Below are 15,451 nucleotides of genomic sequence, written 5' to 3' on the forward strand. Positions count from 1 at the left end.
TTTATATTGAGCCATTTCTAAATTAAGGAGAGAATACATGTGGACATAATCGTAAGACCAGGAGATTCACTTTGGCATTTCAGTGAAGTGTTTAAAATACCACTTCAACTAATTTTAGATTCCAATGAAAATATAAATCCCCAATTTTTAAGAGTTGGACAACGCATTCGTATTCCTGGTTTTGTGACCATCGACTATCAATTGAAACAAGGGGACTCTTTTTGGCAAATTGCACAGAGTCAAAACCTCCCCCTAGTCGCTCTATTACTCGTTAATCCAGGTCTCAATCCAAATCGCTTACAAATTGGTCAGATGATTCATATACCACAACGTATTACGTGGCGTTTAGTTGATGGTAAGCAAAATTATACGTATACCCGTATGATGAATGATCTTAATAAACTAATTGATGCTTATCCTTTTCTTCACAATTCAACTATTGGCAGTTCCGTTTTAGGGAAAGGTCTACCTGAGTTGTTGATTGGCAATGGAGCTAAACGTGTTCACTATAACGGCTCCTTCCATGCAAATGAATGGATTACTACACCTATTATTCTAACATTTTTAAACGACTATTTGCTCGCCCTCACCAACCAAAGTAGCATTCGTGGCATCTCTCCATTCTCTCTTTACCAGCAAACCTCTCTTTCTATCGTACCCATGGTGAATCCTGATGGAGTGGATTTAGTAATACAAGGTCCCCCAAATGATACAACATTAAGAAATCAACTAATTACATGGAATAATGATAGCTCTGATTTTTCTGGCTGGAAAGCAAACATCCATGGCGTCGATTTAAATGATCAATTTCCTGCACAATGGGAGTTAGAAAGTGCCCGTAACCCTAAGACACCAGGGCCTAGAGATTATGGTGGTGACAGACCTTTATCTGAACCTGAAGCTATTGCGATGGCTGACTTGACTAAACTACGTGATTTTTCAAGAGTACTAGCCTTTCATACACAGGGGCGTGTTATTTATTGGGGCTTTGAAAATCTTGAGCCTCCAGAATCAGAGGTACTTGTGAATGAATTTAGTAGAGTCAGCGGCTATGAACCCATTCAATCTGCAGGAAGCTATGCAGGCTATAAAGATTGGTTCATCCAAGATTGGCGTAGACCTGGCTTTACCGTTGAGCTAGGAAGCGGTACGAATCCTTTGCCAATCAGTCAGTTTGACGAAATTTATGAGGAAGCCCTCGGAATTTTTCTTGCAGCATTATATATGTAAAAGTATTGTTTGAGCTCCATTCGCTATGAAATTGTCCTTTGCGGCATTTCAGTGAATGGAGTTTTTTCATGAAGAGGAATTGGACATAATTGCCAAAAAGGAAAAATAAATTACTTTGACAGGTAGAGTAATGTTTGCTACTATTACTCTGACAGATAGAGCAATAAAATAAAGTAGGTGACTTATGGTTCGCAGTGATATTATCCGAGGACATTTGGATTCGATTATTTTACGGCTAATTTCAGAAAAAGATCGTTATGGCTATGAAATTTCTCAGGAAATAAGTCTCCGTACAAACAATCGATTTCAAATCAAGGAAGCAACTTTGTATGCCGTTTTTCAACGTCTCGAGAAAAAAGAAATTATTGAAGCCTATTATGGCGATGTTTCACATGGAGGCAAAAGAAAGTATTACCGTATTACCTCATTAGGTAAAGCCTATTTAAATGAGTTAGTGAAAGAATGGTCAGAAGTAAAGGAAATAATCGATTTATTTATGGAGGGCTTTGAATGAAAAGAATAAAAAACCATATTGATGAGCTTTTTAAGGATATTCCTCGTAATAACGAGACTGAAATGGTCAAACAAGAAATCATTGAAAATCTTGAAGAAAAAGTATTTTACTTGATGGATCAAGGAAAGGAACAAGAAGATGCCATCAATAAGGCGATTGTAGAATTCGGAGATATTGAAGATTTGAAAAAGGAATTGGGTGTTAAGGAGCCTGCTAAGAAAAACATGGCAAAACTAAATTTAGAGTTTTCCATCTGGGGGAGTGGCTTAATCATTGCATTTTTTATCTTTATTAATCTTTATTACACTCCACATACAGTTTGGGCCATCTATCCAATCTTCGCAATACTTTGGTGGCCTTTATCAATGTACTTTGTATGGTCACGTAAGAAATGGGGTGAATGAACATGAGGAACTTTATTAACTTTTCTTTAGCCGGGAGCCTGATGACCATGATTTTTTTAGGGATCGTCAATTACACGACATCACCGCAAACAATGTGGTTTATATATCCTTGCCTGCTGCTCTTGCTATGGCCAATTACGCTATTTTTTATGTCTAATAAAATGTATAAACAATACTCTATCGTTTGTAGTGCAATGATTATCGCATTTCTTATCGTTGAAAATTATTTATATGCACCAAATCATTTATGGTTTATCTATGCTATTTATCCAATTATCTGGTGGCCGATTCTTATGTACTTAGGTGAAAAAGCAAAAACTTTAAAAACAGCACTCATCGGCTGTGCTTCCACAATTATTTATTATGCATTCCTGAATATCATGCTGTCTCCTCAATATCCTTGGGCGATTTATCCCGCGTTTTTAATTATGTGGTGGCCTCTAGCTTTATATCATGCTCAACGGAAAACGTTTGTAGCATTCTCCGTGACAGCTTCATTGCTAATTAGTAGCTTTTTCATTATTGTTAACGTCGTTTCTTCACCTACGGTTATATGGGCGATCTACCCTATTTTTGTTACGCTATGGTGGCCGCTAAGTATGTATTTTTATGTGTATAAAAGAAAAATGTATCAAGCTACCTTTACGAAACGCATGTAAAGAAGGGATTCTATGAAAGCTATTAAAAAATTCGTCAAATATCTTGTCATTATCATGAGCTCCTTACTTTTACTAGCACTTCTATTCCCAACATGGACATCATCTATAAAGGGAACTAATAGCATTAGTACATTAGAGCAGGTAGCAATTAACGACAGTGACCATGAAATTATGATACGTGGGCAAAACAAAGATAATCCTGTGATCATCTTTGTCCACGGTGGACCTGGCTGTTCTGAAATCCCCTATGCCAAAAAATATCAAGATTTGTTGGAAACCGAATTTACCGTGGTCCATTACGATCAACGGGCTAGCGGGAAATCCTATCATTTTTTCGAGGACTATTCTAATCTTTCATCTGACCTGCTTGTGGAGGATTTATTAGCACTGACTGATTATATAGCTAATCGCCTAGACAAAGAAAAAATCATCTTAATCGGTCATTCCTATGGTACATATATTGCCACACAAGCAGCTGCTAAAGCTCCTGAAAAATATGAAGCCTACATTGGTATTGGTCAAATGAGTAATACCATTGAAAGTGAAATGGATAGTTTACAGTACACCATCCTACAGGCTCAACTCCAAGGGAACACAGAAGATGTTGTATATTTACAAAGGTTAACGGAAGACATAAATAAGGGTAAGACATTTACACCCCGCCATTACGTAAATAAATATGGAGGAGCCACAAGAAACATTGATAACCCTGACGGCAATATGTTAGGAATGCTATTCAGTGCAGAATATAATTTATTGGATATGATCCGCTACAACAAAGGCCTATCATTATCTCAAGAAGCATTATTAAAAGAGGTCATGCAACATCCATTACCTACTAAAGTTAATAGACTAGACCTCCCCTTCTATTTTGTAATGGGTGACTACGACTATCAAACATCATCGAATACCGCTAAAAAATACTTCGACCAAATAGATGCCGAGAAAAAAGAATTTATAGCATACGAAAACTCTGCACACTACCCACAGTTCGAAGAAAAAGATAGATTTTTTGAATGGATGCGTGTGACTTTTAAACAATAAATTTTTTTAGAGCTATTCTATGCTTGGAAAGATTTATTTAATTGCTATATAATTTAATTATTAAATATTTTAATGGACGTGATTATATGGCAGATAATCTACACAATGTAGAAATCATTATGAAAGAAATGCTGGACATTCAGCAAAAATCAAAAATGTTTGTGGAACTTTTAACTAAAGGGGAAGCATTGTCGCAAAACCAATTGATTTTACTTCTGCAACTAAAAATAAATAATGGAATGAAGGCAACAGAAATCGCTGACTTCTTTAGTGTAACACCTGGAGCTGTAACTTCCATGTGCGATAAGCTGGAAAAGCTAGAGCTGATTCAACGAATTAGAGAAAATAATGATCGTCGTGTTGTCAAAATGGCTTTAACCAATAATGGTGATCAGAAGGTCCAAGAAATTTTCTTAAAGTTTTCTCAGGATAAACTGGCAGACATGGCTAATATCTTACGTGAAGTAAATCAATTAATGAATAATATCTTTTAGGATTTCAACAAATTGAAATCCTTTTTTTATTGCTCAAATTTTAGGGAATTCTTTTGTTCTTGACAAAAGGGAGATGCATATATTTTAATTAATATATATTTCAATAATTAAAATATATATTAATTAAAATAAAATGAGGTGATTTTTTATGTTTCAAAAACTGCGTACGCTAACACTAACGAATGGTCGCATTAAACATCTGGATACTGGGTATGAGCAATTAAATATTCGAGGAGCTGTAGCTTTACATCAAGAAGTACACTTAAAAAAGGTGTCCACTCATGGTCATAGCTCCTTTTATTGCTCTGTTACTGCCCAGGTATTTAACAGTTCAGGCTCATGCACATTAAAGGATTATTGTGAGATCGAAGAACTAACAAACGCTGGAAACATTCAAATACGTAATGGATGTGTCCACAAGATCAATAGTTCTGGGAAATTCATAATTGAGGAGAAATTACAGAGCAGACGGTTCGACGCTATTGGTGTAGTAAAAGCTGAAGAAATAGTGGCTAATCATTTTCAGTTGAAATTATCGGGGGAAAGTGAAATTAGCAAGCTACTAGCGGACAATGTAGTGATAGAAAAAGATCGAGTGACACTTCTTCCATTATTTAAGAAAAGGTTAAGTTGCCATACAATCAAAGGAAAACAACTGCAACTATCGTATACAGATGCACACATTGTTGACGGCGAAGTAGTTAGAGTGGGAGAAAACTGTCTAATTGAGACGCTTTACTATACAGATGATTATACGATTGCTTCAAACGCAAAGGTATACCACATTATACGGAGGGAAAAAGAATGACATTCCTAAAAATGCTACAAGCCTTTTTTTGCTCATTAGCCCTAGTTGTCTTATCCGTTCTTTACATTGGCTTACTTGTAAGTGCTGTTCTATCTATACTCGCTGGCATGTTACGAACATTCGGACTAGATCAAATTAAAATGAGCATCTGGTATGATGTAGACCTCCCAATTCTATTCAGCATCCCCCTAGCACTGCTAGTAGCTGTACTACTATTCCTTTGTGCCACCTATATCAAACGCTCTATGGTATTTTGTTTATCAAAGCTTCGAATTTAGATAACATGATTAAACAATCTTCCATTTTCGTTAATCTAGTGTATTCAGGCACAATTGGAACTCCGAGGATTGACAATAAAAGTCATGAATTAATATTTGTTACTAGTTTTAGAAAAAGGCGTATTCTTAATGGAATATGCCTTTTTACATTTTTAATAGAAGACATAGTAAATAGAGAAAAATAGCAAAACTTTCAATAGTAACTTAGGAGATGCAATCCAGCGAAAACAGCACCAATGGGCAAAATCACAAATATGATACTGACAACCACAAGATGAACCTATATAAAAGCCATACATCGTATTTTCGTGATTGGTACAATTGGGAATATGACATTCATTATAAAAATGAAAAGAGATACTCCAAAATCGTTTATTTTGCCCTCACCTGTTAAATATAAATAATGAACAGTATGATAATACATGTGAAAATTATCTTTCCTGTCCTATCCCAATTCAGAAAGTAACCATGGACGCAATATTACTAAAGTTCCCCTTCAAGAAATTGGATAAGATAGAACTCAGGCTTAGCTAGGAACTCTGTGAAATTGCATAAATCTGCATATTCCTCATGCTCCACATCATAGCATCCAACTTGTCCCTCACCTTCCGGGTTCCAAACTACTTGTAAATCAGAATAATTGTCGACATTGGCTGAAAGAAGAAGCAGCTTTTGTTGACCAAACTTCATCTCAATTGTATCCGTTAGGTTAAAAAAATCGATATAGTGAATGTCATAATCATTTGGTGCAAGTTTAAGATGCAATTGATCACCTGTCAGAAAATCAAGCAATTCCTTTGGTAATTTATATTTTTGTAACGCACACCTTTTATTCTCTATCGAATGAAGCTCTATAGGTTCGAGTGCTTTTAAATAATTGGCAAGCTCCTTATTTTTCATACCTAGTGCAATAGTATAAGGGCGTTGCCCATCTTTCTCCGTTAAAGTGATACTTGCACCTCGTTCAATTAAATATTTCACCATAGTGATATTGCCCATTCGTGTTGCAACTGTTAATGGTGTTGCTCCATAGGGATAGACCATGTCAGGCTTTTGGTAATTAATATCTACTCCTTGTTCAAGTAAATAATTGACTGTTTTCTTATCAAAATCAGATACAGCTTGTCGTAATACTGCCCCTCCATACTCTTTCACATCAAGTCCGAGTTCATGAATAAGCGGGATATTTCTTTTATTTCCATAGTATGCCTGTAAATAAGCTCCAGAGCCAACTTGATTATGTCCATCTAGTTTTGCGCCTTGTTCAACAAGGTAACGCACTATTTCCTCCTTACAATAACGAACAGCTCGTAAAAAAGCTGGATTCTTTTTAACATTTAAATTTACGTTATACGCAACTAATAGTTTTACTACATCAAATTGCTGTGCAATTAATGCTAAATCCAATGGGCTTAATGATGTATGCTTACTTAAATGGATTTCCTCTTCAATATTCCAGCCTTTATCCTTGGCTTCTTGCAACGCAGTTAAATCTCCAGCATAGATATGCATTGCAAGCTCCGGGATTTCCCTAAATGTTCCAATGTCTTGTAGCTTAATCATCTTTAGATTGGCCTCCTTCATACATTTATAAAGAGTATAGAAAACAACTACTTACAAAACAACAGGAAATAGGACTACAGTTTAATCAATAACAACTGATATTTATATTCATTTTCAAGGTTCATTTATTAAAAAAGCAACTAGGTTAGACATTTCCCAGGAAAAGATATTTGCAAAATAAAAGGAGCCCTCAATCCTGAATAGATTGAGGGCCTGTCTTAAACGCTTATATGAATTGCCTTTATTTTAAACAAAGAGCTTTATCTGTTGTTGCATTAATTTCTTTTAGAAGCTCTGGGTTTTCTGCTAATGATAAACCATAAGATGGAATCATTTCTTTAATTTTTGTTTCCCACTCTTTAATATGTTGAGGGAAACATTTATTAAGAACTTCAAGCATAACATGCACAGCCGTAGACGCACCTGGTGAAGCTCCAAGTAAAGCTGCAATCGATCCATCAGCAGCACTTACAACTTCTGTACCAAATTGGAGTGTTCCTTTGCCGCCAGCTTCTGTATCTTTAATAACTTGTACACGTTGACCAGCTACGATAATATCCCAGTCATCGCTCTTCGCATTTGGAATGAAATCACGTAACTCTTCCATACGTTGTTCTTTTGAAAGCATAAGCTGTTGGATTAAATATTTTGTTAATCCCATCTCTTTCACGCCTGCCGCTAATAATGTTGTAATATTATGCGGTTTTACAGAAGCAAATAAATCCATATTGGAACCCGTTTTTAAAAACTTAGGTGAGAAACCTGCGAATGGTCCAAATAGTAATGATTTCTTATTATCAATATAACGTGTATCAAGATGCGGAACTGACATTGGTGGAGCACCAACTTTTGCTTTTCCGTAAACTTTTGCATGATGTTGTTCAGCCACTTCTGGATTATTACATGCTAAGAATAGACCGCTAATTGGGAACCCACCAATATGTTTCCCTTCAGGAATACCTGATTTTTGTAATAATTCTAGGCTTCCTCCACCAGCTCCAAGGAAGACAAATTTTGCTGAATGATATTCCATTTTACAGCCGTCTAAATCATGCACACGTACTTCCCATGAACCATCACTAGCTTGTTTTAAACTTTCAACACTATGGTTGTAGTTAACATCCACATCTTTGGATTTTAAGTGGTCAATTAACATACGTGTTAAAGCACCAAAGTTAACATCCGTACCCGTGTCAATTTTTGTTGCAGCAATGTCTTCACCCGCTGGACGATTCTCCATAATAAGTGGAATCCATTTTTTTAGTGTTTCAGGGTCATTAGAAAATTCCATTCCTTCAAATAAAGGATTTTTTATCATCGTTTCATGACGTTTCTTTAGAAACTCAACATTTTCTTTCCCTTGTACTAAACTCATATGTGGTAAAGGCATAATGAAGTCTTGTGGATTATTGATCAGCTTATTGTTTACAAGATACGACCAAAATTGTCTTGAAACTTGGAACTGTTCATTAACATTAATCGCTTTTTTGATATCGATTGATCCGTCTTTTTTCTCTGAAGTGTAGTTCAGCTCACATAATGCAGCATGTCCAGTTCCCGCATTGTTCAATTCGTGAGAACTTTCTTCGCCTGCTTTCTCAAGCTTTTCAAACACTGTAATTTTCCAATCTGGTGCTAATTCTTTGAGCAATGTTCCCAAAGTTGCACTCATGATTCCGGCACCAATTAAGATAACATCTGATTTAATTTGTCTGTTACTCATTTTTACCTTCCTTATATGTTAAGATTTGCAGAAAGGATGTTAGCACTCCCGCTTTAGAAGTACTGTAAGCCATGGAGCAACCTTGGAGCACACCATTTCTGTATCAATTATTACCTTATTGCAGTTTATCACAATTAGTTCAAGAATAAAATATCAACTATTTATATGAGAGTTATCAGCTTTTTTCGAGCCTTTCCATTCATAACTCAAGCAAAAAAACAACTTTTTATTCTAGTTAAAACTTGGTTTTTTTAAGCTTTATGGAATAATCGCCCTAAAAATGGTTGACATTTTCATAAAAAATAGATTCTTTTTATTATTATATCTCTATAATAACATAGCGATAGGCAGCCCGTCTTGTTTTTGAACTAGCTCCCCATTCTTCAAGATGAACTGTCGATTGGGCTTTTAATATGCCCGCCATCACTATGAAAACCACTCATTTGCAGTAACACATAATCGACTAATGCTTCATATAATGTCATCATCTGTTGTGCGTTGTCCTCCCGCATTGCATGGACAAACATGTTTTTAAAAGCCACATCTAGAAATGCTAGCTTACTATATTTTTGAAAATAGATTGGATCTTCAAGATAGGGCATAGATTTGACAAGAAGGAACTATTTCTACATTCAAAAACTGACAGTACTCCATAAACAAATTTGCTAATTCGTTATGATAGGTAAAGTTAAAGTCTTTTCTCTCTTGCTCATAACAGTCCTTTAAATTATCCAGTGCATTCCATACTCCATATTTTTTTATTTCTATTACTGTTTTATTCATTACTTTATATTTTTTTGAGCCACTCTTCTGCTTCAAATTTTTAGTTTTTTATTATTCTAGTATAATTAAATACTATTCTACTTGTTTTAAATTGCAACATCGACATGGTTCTCCGTCTATTAAAATCTCTTGGTAATACTTTCGAATTTGAGCTGGTGGATTCGCAAAGTATTCAATTAAAAAGCCATTCACTACTCGATTGCTTCTTTCTTTTCACTCCACATGATCTGCCAAAATAATATGTATATCGATATCAGAGCGTTTTGAGGGTTACCCTGTAACATAACTCCCACAAACTAGTGCTCCTACGACATCCCCTCGATCTTTCCAATCTTTCAAGAATGTTTCAAGTGCTAATGTCCATTTGTCCATTGATCATGGACTTCCTTTTTGCTATGTCATTTTTTATTCTACACTATTCAAACAACAGAAAATCCATAATGACGTTTTCTGTTTTAATTAATTGGTTGCATGTGGGGCAAAAATTATCCTAATGAAAAAACCGCACTCTTTTAGGTACGGTTCTCAACATGCTAGAATAAATCAGCTAAAAATGTTTGTATTGATGTAGGTAATAGCTGAAAGAATAATCCCTCATATTTAATATCGAGTACACCAGCAATAACAATGACAGCAAAAATTAAAAACAGAAAGATTTTCTTATTTTTAGAAATCCACTTCAATAGATTCCACTCCTCTAGCTTTATAGTAAACATTTTCAGTATAGATGGGTTCATAAAAAATAGTAATCCCTAGTTACTGCCTGTCACCTAAATTTCCTATACTACATACATTAAAATGATACGGTACAATTTAGAATTATGTAAGAAGGGAATGACTATGGTCAATTTTAAATCTTTTCGTGGTGTCGTCACACAAATCAGTGATTTTCCAGTAGGGCAAAACGGGGATAAGGAAGGTTGTTATAAAATGATGACCTTAGAAGATGGAGCTGGCGGGGTCGTCAACTTTGTTATTTCTCCTTCTACTTATTTTGTTCATCATGAAATCGTTACGACAGGGGAATGGGTCACAGGCTATTATGATGGGGATGCACCTGTACCAATGATTTATCCACCCCAATATCGTGCTTTAATTATTGTTAAAGATAGCAACTATCAAAATGTAAAGGTAGATTTTTTTAATCATCAATTGCTAAGTAGTGATGGCCTATTGCAATTAAACCTTTCTCCTACTACTGTTATCTCGCTTAAAAATGGGCAGCCCTTTTCTAAAAGCCCTGCCAATCGAAACCTCATTGTCTTTTATGGACCTACCACTCGGAGCATTCCTGCCCAAACCACACCATACGAAATCATTGTTTGGTGTTAACCTCATCATTGAAATAAGCAACGGCTTAAACCTCATTACGAGAATTTAAGCCGCTTTCCTCTGTGATTACCTATTCATATCATCTTTCATTTCATGTAATTGCTGTTTAATCTGCTCTAGGCTTTCTTTATTTTGCTGCACAATATCTAAATGTTCACCATATTGCTCTGCATTGAAACGTGCATTTTCGGCATGCTTTATTTGATTGAAAGCATGCTCTAACGCTATTTCCTCTGGATGTAATTTAGCATGCTTCAACAAACGATCTGCCTTTAGCACTGAGTTACTAAACAATGTACTAGGATGATCTTGCTTCCAACTTGTATCGGAATGTTTAGCCAATGTATACATCTTCCCTTCTTAAAAAATTTCATTGTTCTAGATGTAGTATTATGAATTGATTCGAAAATATGTATGGTAAATAATCCTCCCAACACAATATTTCCCAGGCGATATTTAAAGAACTAAGGCATCCGCTGCCTTAGTTCTTTTCCCAATGTCATGAATAGTTGTCAAATATCAATTAGTGCCATGCAGTCCGTTCACTGACAGGTTGCTTGATGCCTGTTTTCCCTTGTGTTTCAGCAAAATTATTGACCTGTGCTGAAGACGCATCAAGCTCAAATTCAGCTCCAAACTCTTCCTGATGGAGTTTTTGACGCTGTTTATTTGATTTGTTTGCACTACTCGTTCCAGTTGCTTTTGCATTGTTACGATTTGTTTTCATATTTGACATAACCATCCTCCATCGAGTATTTGAAAAGCTCTAACATCGACTAAATGTTTTATGAACTTTTCATTCTCAAGTTTGTCCATAGAGCAAGAAAACAATGTGCATTAAATTTTTTATTTAGCTAAGTATAGTGTTGAGGCTTTTTTCCATTTCTAATTGTTAGTAAGTCGCTTGCAATCTTATTTTCTTTCTGACTATAATACTTGTATACAAGTATACTCAAAATCAAAAAGGGTGATTTTATGAGCCAATCTAAGGACTATTTATACCCACAAAAATGGCTTTCTAAAGCTTCAACAGGCGATCGTGTAGCCTATGAACTTAGAATGCGCATTATTTCAGGCTTAATTGAAAGCGGTACCATTCTTTCTGAAAACAAACTAGCAGCTGATTTTGAAGTAAGTCGTTCACCTATTCGTGAAGCCTTAAGAATACTAGCGTCTGAAAATATCATTCGATTAGAGAAAATGGGCGCTGTTGTCATTGGTTTATCAGAAAAAGAAATTGAAGAAATTTATGATGTTCGTCTGTTGATTGAAACATTCGTGTTTGAACGTCTCATAAAAATGGATACAACTAGCTTAGCAATAGAGCTGAGCAAAACATTAGAAATGATGAAGGTTGCCATTAAATATAACGATGCCGACGAATTTTCTTATCAGGATGTTATGTTCCACGAGGCAATTATTCGTTCCATCGATCATTCTTATATGACGATGATTTGGAATAATTTAAAGCCAGTAATGGAAGGCCTTATTTTGTTATCTATGCGCATGCGCTTCCAAGAAAAATATGAGGATTTCACTCGTATTGTGAAAAACCATGAGCTGTATATTGATGCGATCAGAGCAAAAGATCGAGAGCTCATGATTAAATCCTTACATGAAAATTTTGATGATGTTCAAGGCAAGGTAGAAGATCTATGGCGGTCACAGCAAATGCTATCTAAAGGGGTTGAGCCACAAAATGACTAACTATATGTTAGGTGTTGATATAGGGACTACTAGCACCAAAGCCGTATTATTTAGTGAACAAGGCAAGGTTATTCAACAAGAGAATATTGGGTATCCATTATATACACCTGATATTTCAACAGCTGAGCAAAATCCAGAAGAGATTTTTCAAGCTGTGCTGCAAGCCATTACCCACATTATGAAAGTCCATTCTGACAAATCATTATTATTTGTTTCCTTTAGTAGTGCTATGCATAGTGTTATTGCTGTAGACAAGGATGATCAACCCTTAACACCTGTTATCACTTGGGCGGATAATCGTAGTGAGGCATGGGCACATAAAATTAAAGATGAATGGAATGGACATGAGGTTTATAAAAGAACTGGTACACCTATTCATCCAATGTCTCCATTAAGCAAAATTACTTGGCTTGTAAACGAGCATCCTGAAATCGCTCAAAAAACAAAGAAATACATTGGCATTAAAGAATATATTTTTAAGAAGTTTTTCGATCAATACGTTGTGGATTATTCTTTAGCTTCATGTATGGGTATGATGAATCTCCATACATTAGATTGGGACGAAGAAGCTTTAGCCATAGCAGGTATTACGAAAGCACAATTATCGACTCTTGTACCTACAACGCAATCGTTTTCTAACTGTAATGTCCGTTTAGCTAAACAAATTGGTATTGATCCTCAAACACCGTTTATCATTGGTGCAAGTGATGGCGTACTGTCCAATTTAGGTGTTAACGCAATTAGAGAAGGTGAAATTGCTGTCACAATTGGGACAAGTGGTGCTATCCGTACTATTATCGATAAGCCCAAAACAGATGTGAAAGGTAGAATTTTCTGTTATGCCTTAACAGAAAATCATTGGGTTATCGGCGGACCCGTAAACAATGGTGGTATGGTATTACGCTGGATTCGTGATGAGTTTGCTTCTTCTGAGATCGAAACAGCCAAAAGACTAGGTATTGATCCATATGAAGTGTTAACAAAAATTGCAGAACGTGTAAGACCTGGTGCTGATGGACTGCTATTCCATCCTTATTTATCAGGTGAACGTGCACCTTTATGGAATCCAGATGTACGTGGTTCATTTTTCGGTTTAACAATGTCACATAAAAAAGAACATATGATACGAGCCGCTCTCGAAGGGGTTATCTACAATTTATATACGGTCTATTTAGCATTACTCGAGTGTATGGAAAGCCCTGTCACACGTATCCAAGCAACAGGTGGTTTTTCACGCTCTGAGATTTGGAGACAAATGATGGCTGATATTTTTGAATCGGAAGTAGTAGTACCTGAAAGCTATGAAAGTTCCTGTCTCGGTGCTTGTATTTTAGGCTTATATGCGATTGGAAAAATTGATTCCTTTGATGTTGTCGCTGATATGGTTGGTGACACTTATAAACATACCCCAATCGAAGAGGCGGCCAAAGAATATAGACAATTGCTCCCCATTTTCATTCGTTTATCTAGAGTGTTAGCAGATGATTATGCGTCAATTGCTCATTATCAAAGGAGCTTAATTAAGCCCGACTAAAGAGGAGGAGAATACATGCCATTAGTTATTGTAGGTATTGGTATTATTGCGCTATTAATTTTAATCATGGGCTTTAAATTAAATACATTTATCTCATTAATCATTGTTTCATTTGGTGTGGCATTGGCTCTCGACATGCCTTTAGATGTCATCGTGAAAACGATTGAAGCAGGATTAGGTGGTACGCTAGGTCACTTAGCATTAATATTTGGACTTGGAGCTATGCTTGGCAAGTTAATTGCGGATTCAGGCGGTGCACAGCGCATTGCCATGACCCTTGTAAACAAATTCGGTGAAAAGAACATCCAATGGGCTGTTGTAGCCGCATCCTTTATTATCGGTATCGCTCTTTTCTTTGAAGTAGGGCTTGTGCTATTAATCCCTATTGTCTTCGCCATTTCAAGACAATTAAAAGTTTCTATTTTATATTTAGGAATTCCTATGACAGCAGCCTTATCCGTCACACATGGATTTTTGCCACCACATCCAGGACCAACCGTCATCGCTGGTGAATTCGGGGCAAATATTGGTGAGGTCTTGCTTTATGGCTTTATCATCGCCATTCCAACCGTTATTTTGGCAGGGCCATTATTTACAAAGTTGGCGAAAAGATTAGTGCCTGAATCATTCAACAAAACTGGGAATATTGCTTCTTTAGGTGAACAAAAAACATTTGAATTAGAGGATACCCCTAGCTTTGGCATAAGTGTCTTCACTGCACTATTACCTGTGATTTTAATGTCCCTTGCCACTATTATTACACTGCTACAAAAAACAATGGGCTTTGAAGATAATGGCCTCTTAGCAGGTATCCGCTTCATCGGTGAAGCTGGTACGTCCATGCTAATCTCCTTATTAGTAGCTGTTTATACAATGGGAATAGCCAGAAAAATTCCGATTAAGCAGGTAATGGAATCCTGTACAACAGCCATTTCACATATCGGTATGATGCTTTTAATCATTGGGGGCGGTGGCGCCTTTAAACAGGTATTAATCGATGGGGGTGTTGGGGATTACGTTGCCGAGCTATTCCATGGAACTACCTTATCACCGATTTTACTTGCGTGGATAATTGCCGCTATTTTACGTATTTCATTGGGGTCTGCTACAGTGGCTGCTTTAACAACAGCAGGGCTAGTCATTCCAATGTTAGGTCAAAGTGACGTGAATCTCGCTTTGGTTGTGCTGGCAACGGGTGCAGGAAGCTTAATTGCTTCACATGTCAATGATGCTGGTTTCTGGATGTTTAAAGAATATTTTGGGTTAAGCATGAAGGAAACGTTTGCTACATGGACGTTGCTAGAAACAATTGTATCTGTAGCTGGTTTAGGATTTATTTTATTACTTAGTTTATTCGTTTAAGAAATGTAAAAAAGGA

At 36.2% G+C, this 15,451-nt stretch carries 17 protein-coding genes; 12 read left to right on the forward strand and 5 right to left on the reverse strand.

The genetic code is table 11. The annotated features are described in order from the left end of the window. The first annotated feature begins 39 nt into the window (after positions 1 to 39). From AC6BKE_RS01980 to AC6BKE_RS02015, 8 genes are all read left to right on the forward strand, one after another. Positions 40 to 1,230, forward strand: coding sequence for a M14 family metallopeptidase (locus AC6BKE_RS01980; RefSeq protein WP_340809620.1), 1,191 nt, complete (start codon positions 40 to 42; stop codon positions 1,228 to 1,230). Between the two features lie 184 nt (positions 1,231 to 1,414). After that, complete coding sequence (locus AC6BKE_RS01985; protein ID WP_036119488.1) at positions 1,415 to 1,744, forward strand: PadR family transcriptional regulator; 330 nt, start codon at positions 1,415 to 1,417, stop codon at positions 1,742 to 1,744. Continuing rightward, on the forward strand, positions 1,741 to 2,148 hold the full coding sequence (locus AC6BKE_RS01990) for a permease prefix domain 1-containing protein (protein ID WP_036119491.1): 408 nt from the start codon (positions 1,741 to 1,743) through the stop codon (positions 2,146 to 2,148). Before AC6BKE_RS01985 ends, AC6BKE_RS01990 begins: the two co-directional genes overlap by 4 nt. A gap of 47 nt (positions 2,149 to 2,195) precedes the next feature. Next, positions 2,196 to 2,807 (forward strand): hypothetical protein, encoded by a 612-nt coding sequence (locus AC6BKE_RS01995; RefSeq protein ID WP_342504320.1) that lies wholly within the window; start codon positions 2,196 to 2,198, stop codon positions 2,805 to 2,807. A gap of 12 nt (positions 2,808 to 2,819) precedes the next feature. Then, the gene (locus AC6BKE_RS02000) at positions 2,820 to 3,851 is read left to right on the forward strand and encodes an alpha/beta fold hydrolase (protein ID WP_499855714.1); all 1,032 of its coding nucleotides are present in this window, start codon (positions 2,820 to 2,822) and stop codon (positions 3,849 to 3,851) included. 86 nt (positions 3,852 to 3,937) lie between these two features. Then, positions 3,938 to 4,345 carry a MarR family transcriptional regulator gene (locus tag AC6BKE_RS02005; RefSeq protein ID WP_036119500.1) on the forward strand — a complete coding sequence of 136 codons (408 nt, stop codon included), beginning with the start codon at positions 3,938 to 3,940 and terminating at the stop codon, positions 4,343 to 4,345. 148 nt (positions 4,346 to 4,493) lie between these two features. Next, positions 4,494 to 5,153, forward strand: a complete 660-nt coding sequence (locus AC6BKE_RS02010) for a hypothetical protein (RefSeq protein ID WP_101966863.1) — start codon at positions 4,494 to 4,496, stop codon at positions 5,151 to 5,153. Continuing rightward, positions 5,150 to 5,431 (forward strand): hypothetical protein, encoded by a 282-nt coding sequence (locus AC6BKE_RS02015; protein WP_036127135.1) that lies wholly within the window; start codon positions 5,150 to 5,152, stop codon positions 5,429 to 5,431. Before AC6BKE_RS02010 ends, AC6BKE_RS02015 begins: the two co-directional genes overlap by 4 nt. Before the next feature lie 483 nt (positions 5,432 to 5,914). Here AC6BKE_RS02015 and AC6BKE_RS02020 read toward each other — a convergent pair whose 3' ends face one another. The 3 genes from AC6BKE_RS02020 to AC6BKE_RS02030 all read right to left on the reverse strand — a co-directional run bounded on the left by AC6BKE_RS02020 (position 5,915) and on the right by AC6BKE_RS02030 (position 10,183). After that, positions 5,915 to 6,994, reverse strand: a complete 1,080-nt coding sequence (locus tag AC6BKE_RS02020; RefSeq protein ID WP_101966862.1) for an ankyrin repeat domain-containing protein — start codon at positions 6,992 to 6,994, stop codon at positions 5,915 to 5,917. Between the two features lie 241 nt (positions 6,995 to 7,235). Beyond that, the gene (locus tag AC6BKE_RS02025) at positions 7,236 to 8,717 is read right to left on the reverse strand and encodes a malate:quinone oxidoreductase (protein WP_036127138.1); all 1,482 of its coding nucleotides are present in this window, start codon (positions 8,715 to 8,717) and stop codon (positions 7,236 to 7,238) included. 1,316 nt (positions 8,718 to 10,033) lie between these two features. After that, complete coding sequence (locus AC6BKE_RS02030) at positions 10,034 to 10,183, reverse strand: hypothetical protein (RefSeq protein ID WP_230593948.1); 150 nt, start codon at positions 10,181 to 10,183, stop codon at positions 10,034 to 10,036. Positions 10,184 to 10,340: 157 nt separating this feature from the next. Here AC6BKE_RS02030 and AC6BKE_RS02035 point away from each other — a divergent pair, with 157 nt between their 5' ends. Then, positions 10,341 to 10,832 (forward strand): hypothetical protein, encoded by a 492-nt coding sequence (locus tag AC6BKE_RS02035; protein ID WP_036127141.1) that lies wholly within the window; start codon positions 10,341 to 10,343, stop codon positions 10,830 to 10,832. Positions 10,833 to 10,898: 66 nt separating this feature from the next. On the opposite strand, the gene AC6BKE_RS02040 is transcribed toward AC6BKE_RS02035, so the two are convergent. Together AC6BKE_RS02040 and AC6BKE_RS02045 are read right to left on the reverse strand one after the other, a co-directional pair. Further along, positions 10,899 to 11,174: a hypothetical protein gene (locus AC6BKE_RS02040; RefSeq protein ID WP_036127166.1), complete on the reverse strand. Its 276-nt coding sequence runs from the start codon at positions 11,172 to 11,174 to the stop codon at positions 10,899 to 10,901. A 181-nt stretch (positions 11,175 to 11,355) separates the two neighbouring features. After that, entirely contained in the window at positions 11,356 to 11,568 is a 213-nt protein-coding gene (locus AC6BKE_RS02045) for a hypothetical protein (RefSeq protein ID WP_058844097.1), read from the reverse strand. Between the two features lie 239 nt (positions 11,569 to 11,807). Here AC6BKE_RS02045 and AC6BKE_RS02050 point away from each other — a divergent pair, with 239 nt between their 5' ends. Genes AC6BKE_RS02050 through AC6BKE_RS02060 form a run of 3 tightly spaced genes read left to right on the forward strand, consistent with a single transcriptional unit; the run spans position 11,808 to position 15,435 of the window. Next, entirely contained in the window at positions 11,808 to 12,539 is a 732-nt protein-coding gene (locus AC6BKE_RS02050) for a GntR family transcriptional regulator (protein WP_036127145.1), read from the forward strand. Then, positions 12,532 to 14,073 (forward strand): gluconokinase, encoded by a 1,542-nt coding sequence (gene gntK, locus AC6BKE_RS02055; protein WP_101966861.1) that lies wholly within the window; start codon positions 12,532 to 12,534, stop codon positions 14,071 to 14,073. Before AC6BKE_RS02050 ends, gntK begins: the two co-directional genes overlap by 8 nt. Positions 14,074 to 14,088: 15 nt before the next feature. Then, positions 14,089 to 15,435 (forward strand): GntP family permease, encoded by a 1,347-nt coding sequence (locus tag AC6BKE_RS02060; RefSeq protein ID WP_036127149.1) that lies wholly within the window; start codon positions 14,089 to 14,091, stop codon positions 15,433 to 15,435. Positions 15,436 to 15,451: the final 16 nt, after the last annotated feature.

It is taken from the genome of Lysinibacillus sp. COL-1, assembly GCF_059814265.1.

Excerpts from the sequence above, each read along its gene's own strand:
- AC6BKE_RS01985 (WP_036119488.1), top strand. The coding sequence starts at position 1,415 with ATGGTTCGCAGTGATATTATCCGAGGACATTTGGATTCGATTATTTTA.
- AC6BKE_RS01990 (WP_036119491.1), top strand. The coding sequence starts at position 1,741 with ATGAAAAGAATAAAAAACCATATTGATGAGCTTTTTAAGGATATTCCT.
- AC6BKE_RS01995 (WP_342504320.1), top strand. The coding sequence starts at position 2,196 with ATGATTTTTTTAGGGATCGTCAATTACACGACATCACCGCAAACAATG.
- AC6BKE_RS02000 (WP_499855714.1), top strand. The coding sequence starts at position 2,820 with ATGAAAGCTATTAAAAAATTCGTCAAATATCTTGTCATTATCATGAGC.
- AC6BKE_RS02005 (WP_036119500.1), top strand. The coding sequence starts at position 3,938 with ATGGCAGATAATCTACACAATGTAGAAATCATTATGAAAGAAATGCTG.
- AC6BKE_RS02010 (WP_101966863.1), top strand. The coding sequence starts at position 4,494 with ATGTTTCAAAAACTGCGTACGCTAACACTAACGAATGGTCGCATTAAA.
- AC6BKE_RS02015 (WP_036127135.1), top strand. The coding sequence starts at position 5,150 with ATGACATTCCTAAAAATGCTACAAGCCTTTTTTTGCTCATTAGCCCTA.
- AC6BKE_RS02020 (WP_101966862.1), bottom strand. The coding sequence starts at position 6,994 with ATGATTAAGCTACAAGACATTGGAACATTTAGGGAAATCCCGGAGCTT.
- AC6BKE_RS02025 (WP_036127138.1), bottom strand. The coding sequence starts at position 8,717 with ATGAGTAACAGACAAATTAAATCAGATGTTATCTTAATTGGTGCCGGA.
- AC6BKE_RS02035 (WP_036127141.1), top strand. The coding sequence starts at position 10,341 with ATGGTCAATTTTAAATCTTTTCGTGGTGTCGTCACACAAATCAGTGAT.
- AC6BKE_RS02045 (WP_058844097.1), bottom strand. The coding sequence starts at position 11,568 with ATGTCAAATATGAAAACAAATCGTAACAATGCAAAAGCAACTGGAACG.
- AC6BKE_RS02050 (WP_036127145.1), top strand. The coding sequence starts at position 11,808 with ATGAGCCAATCTAAGGACTATTTATACCCACAAAAATGGCTTTCTAAA.
- gntK (WP_101966861.1), top strand. The coding sequence starts at position 12,532 with ATGACTAACTATATGTTAGGTGTTGATATAGGGACTACTAGCACCAAA.
- AC6BKE_RS02060 (WP_036127149.1), top strand. The coding sequence starts at position 14,089 with ATGCCATTAGTTATTGTAGGTATTGGTATTATTGCGCTATTAATTTTA.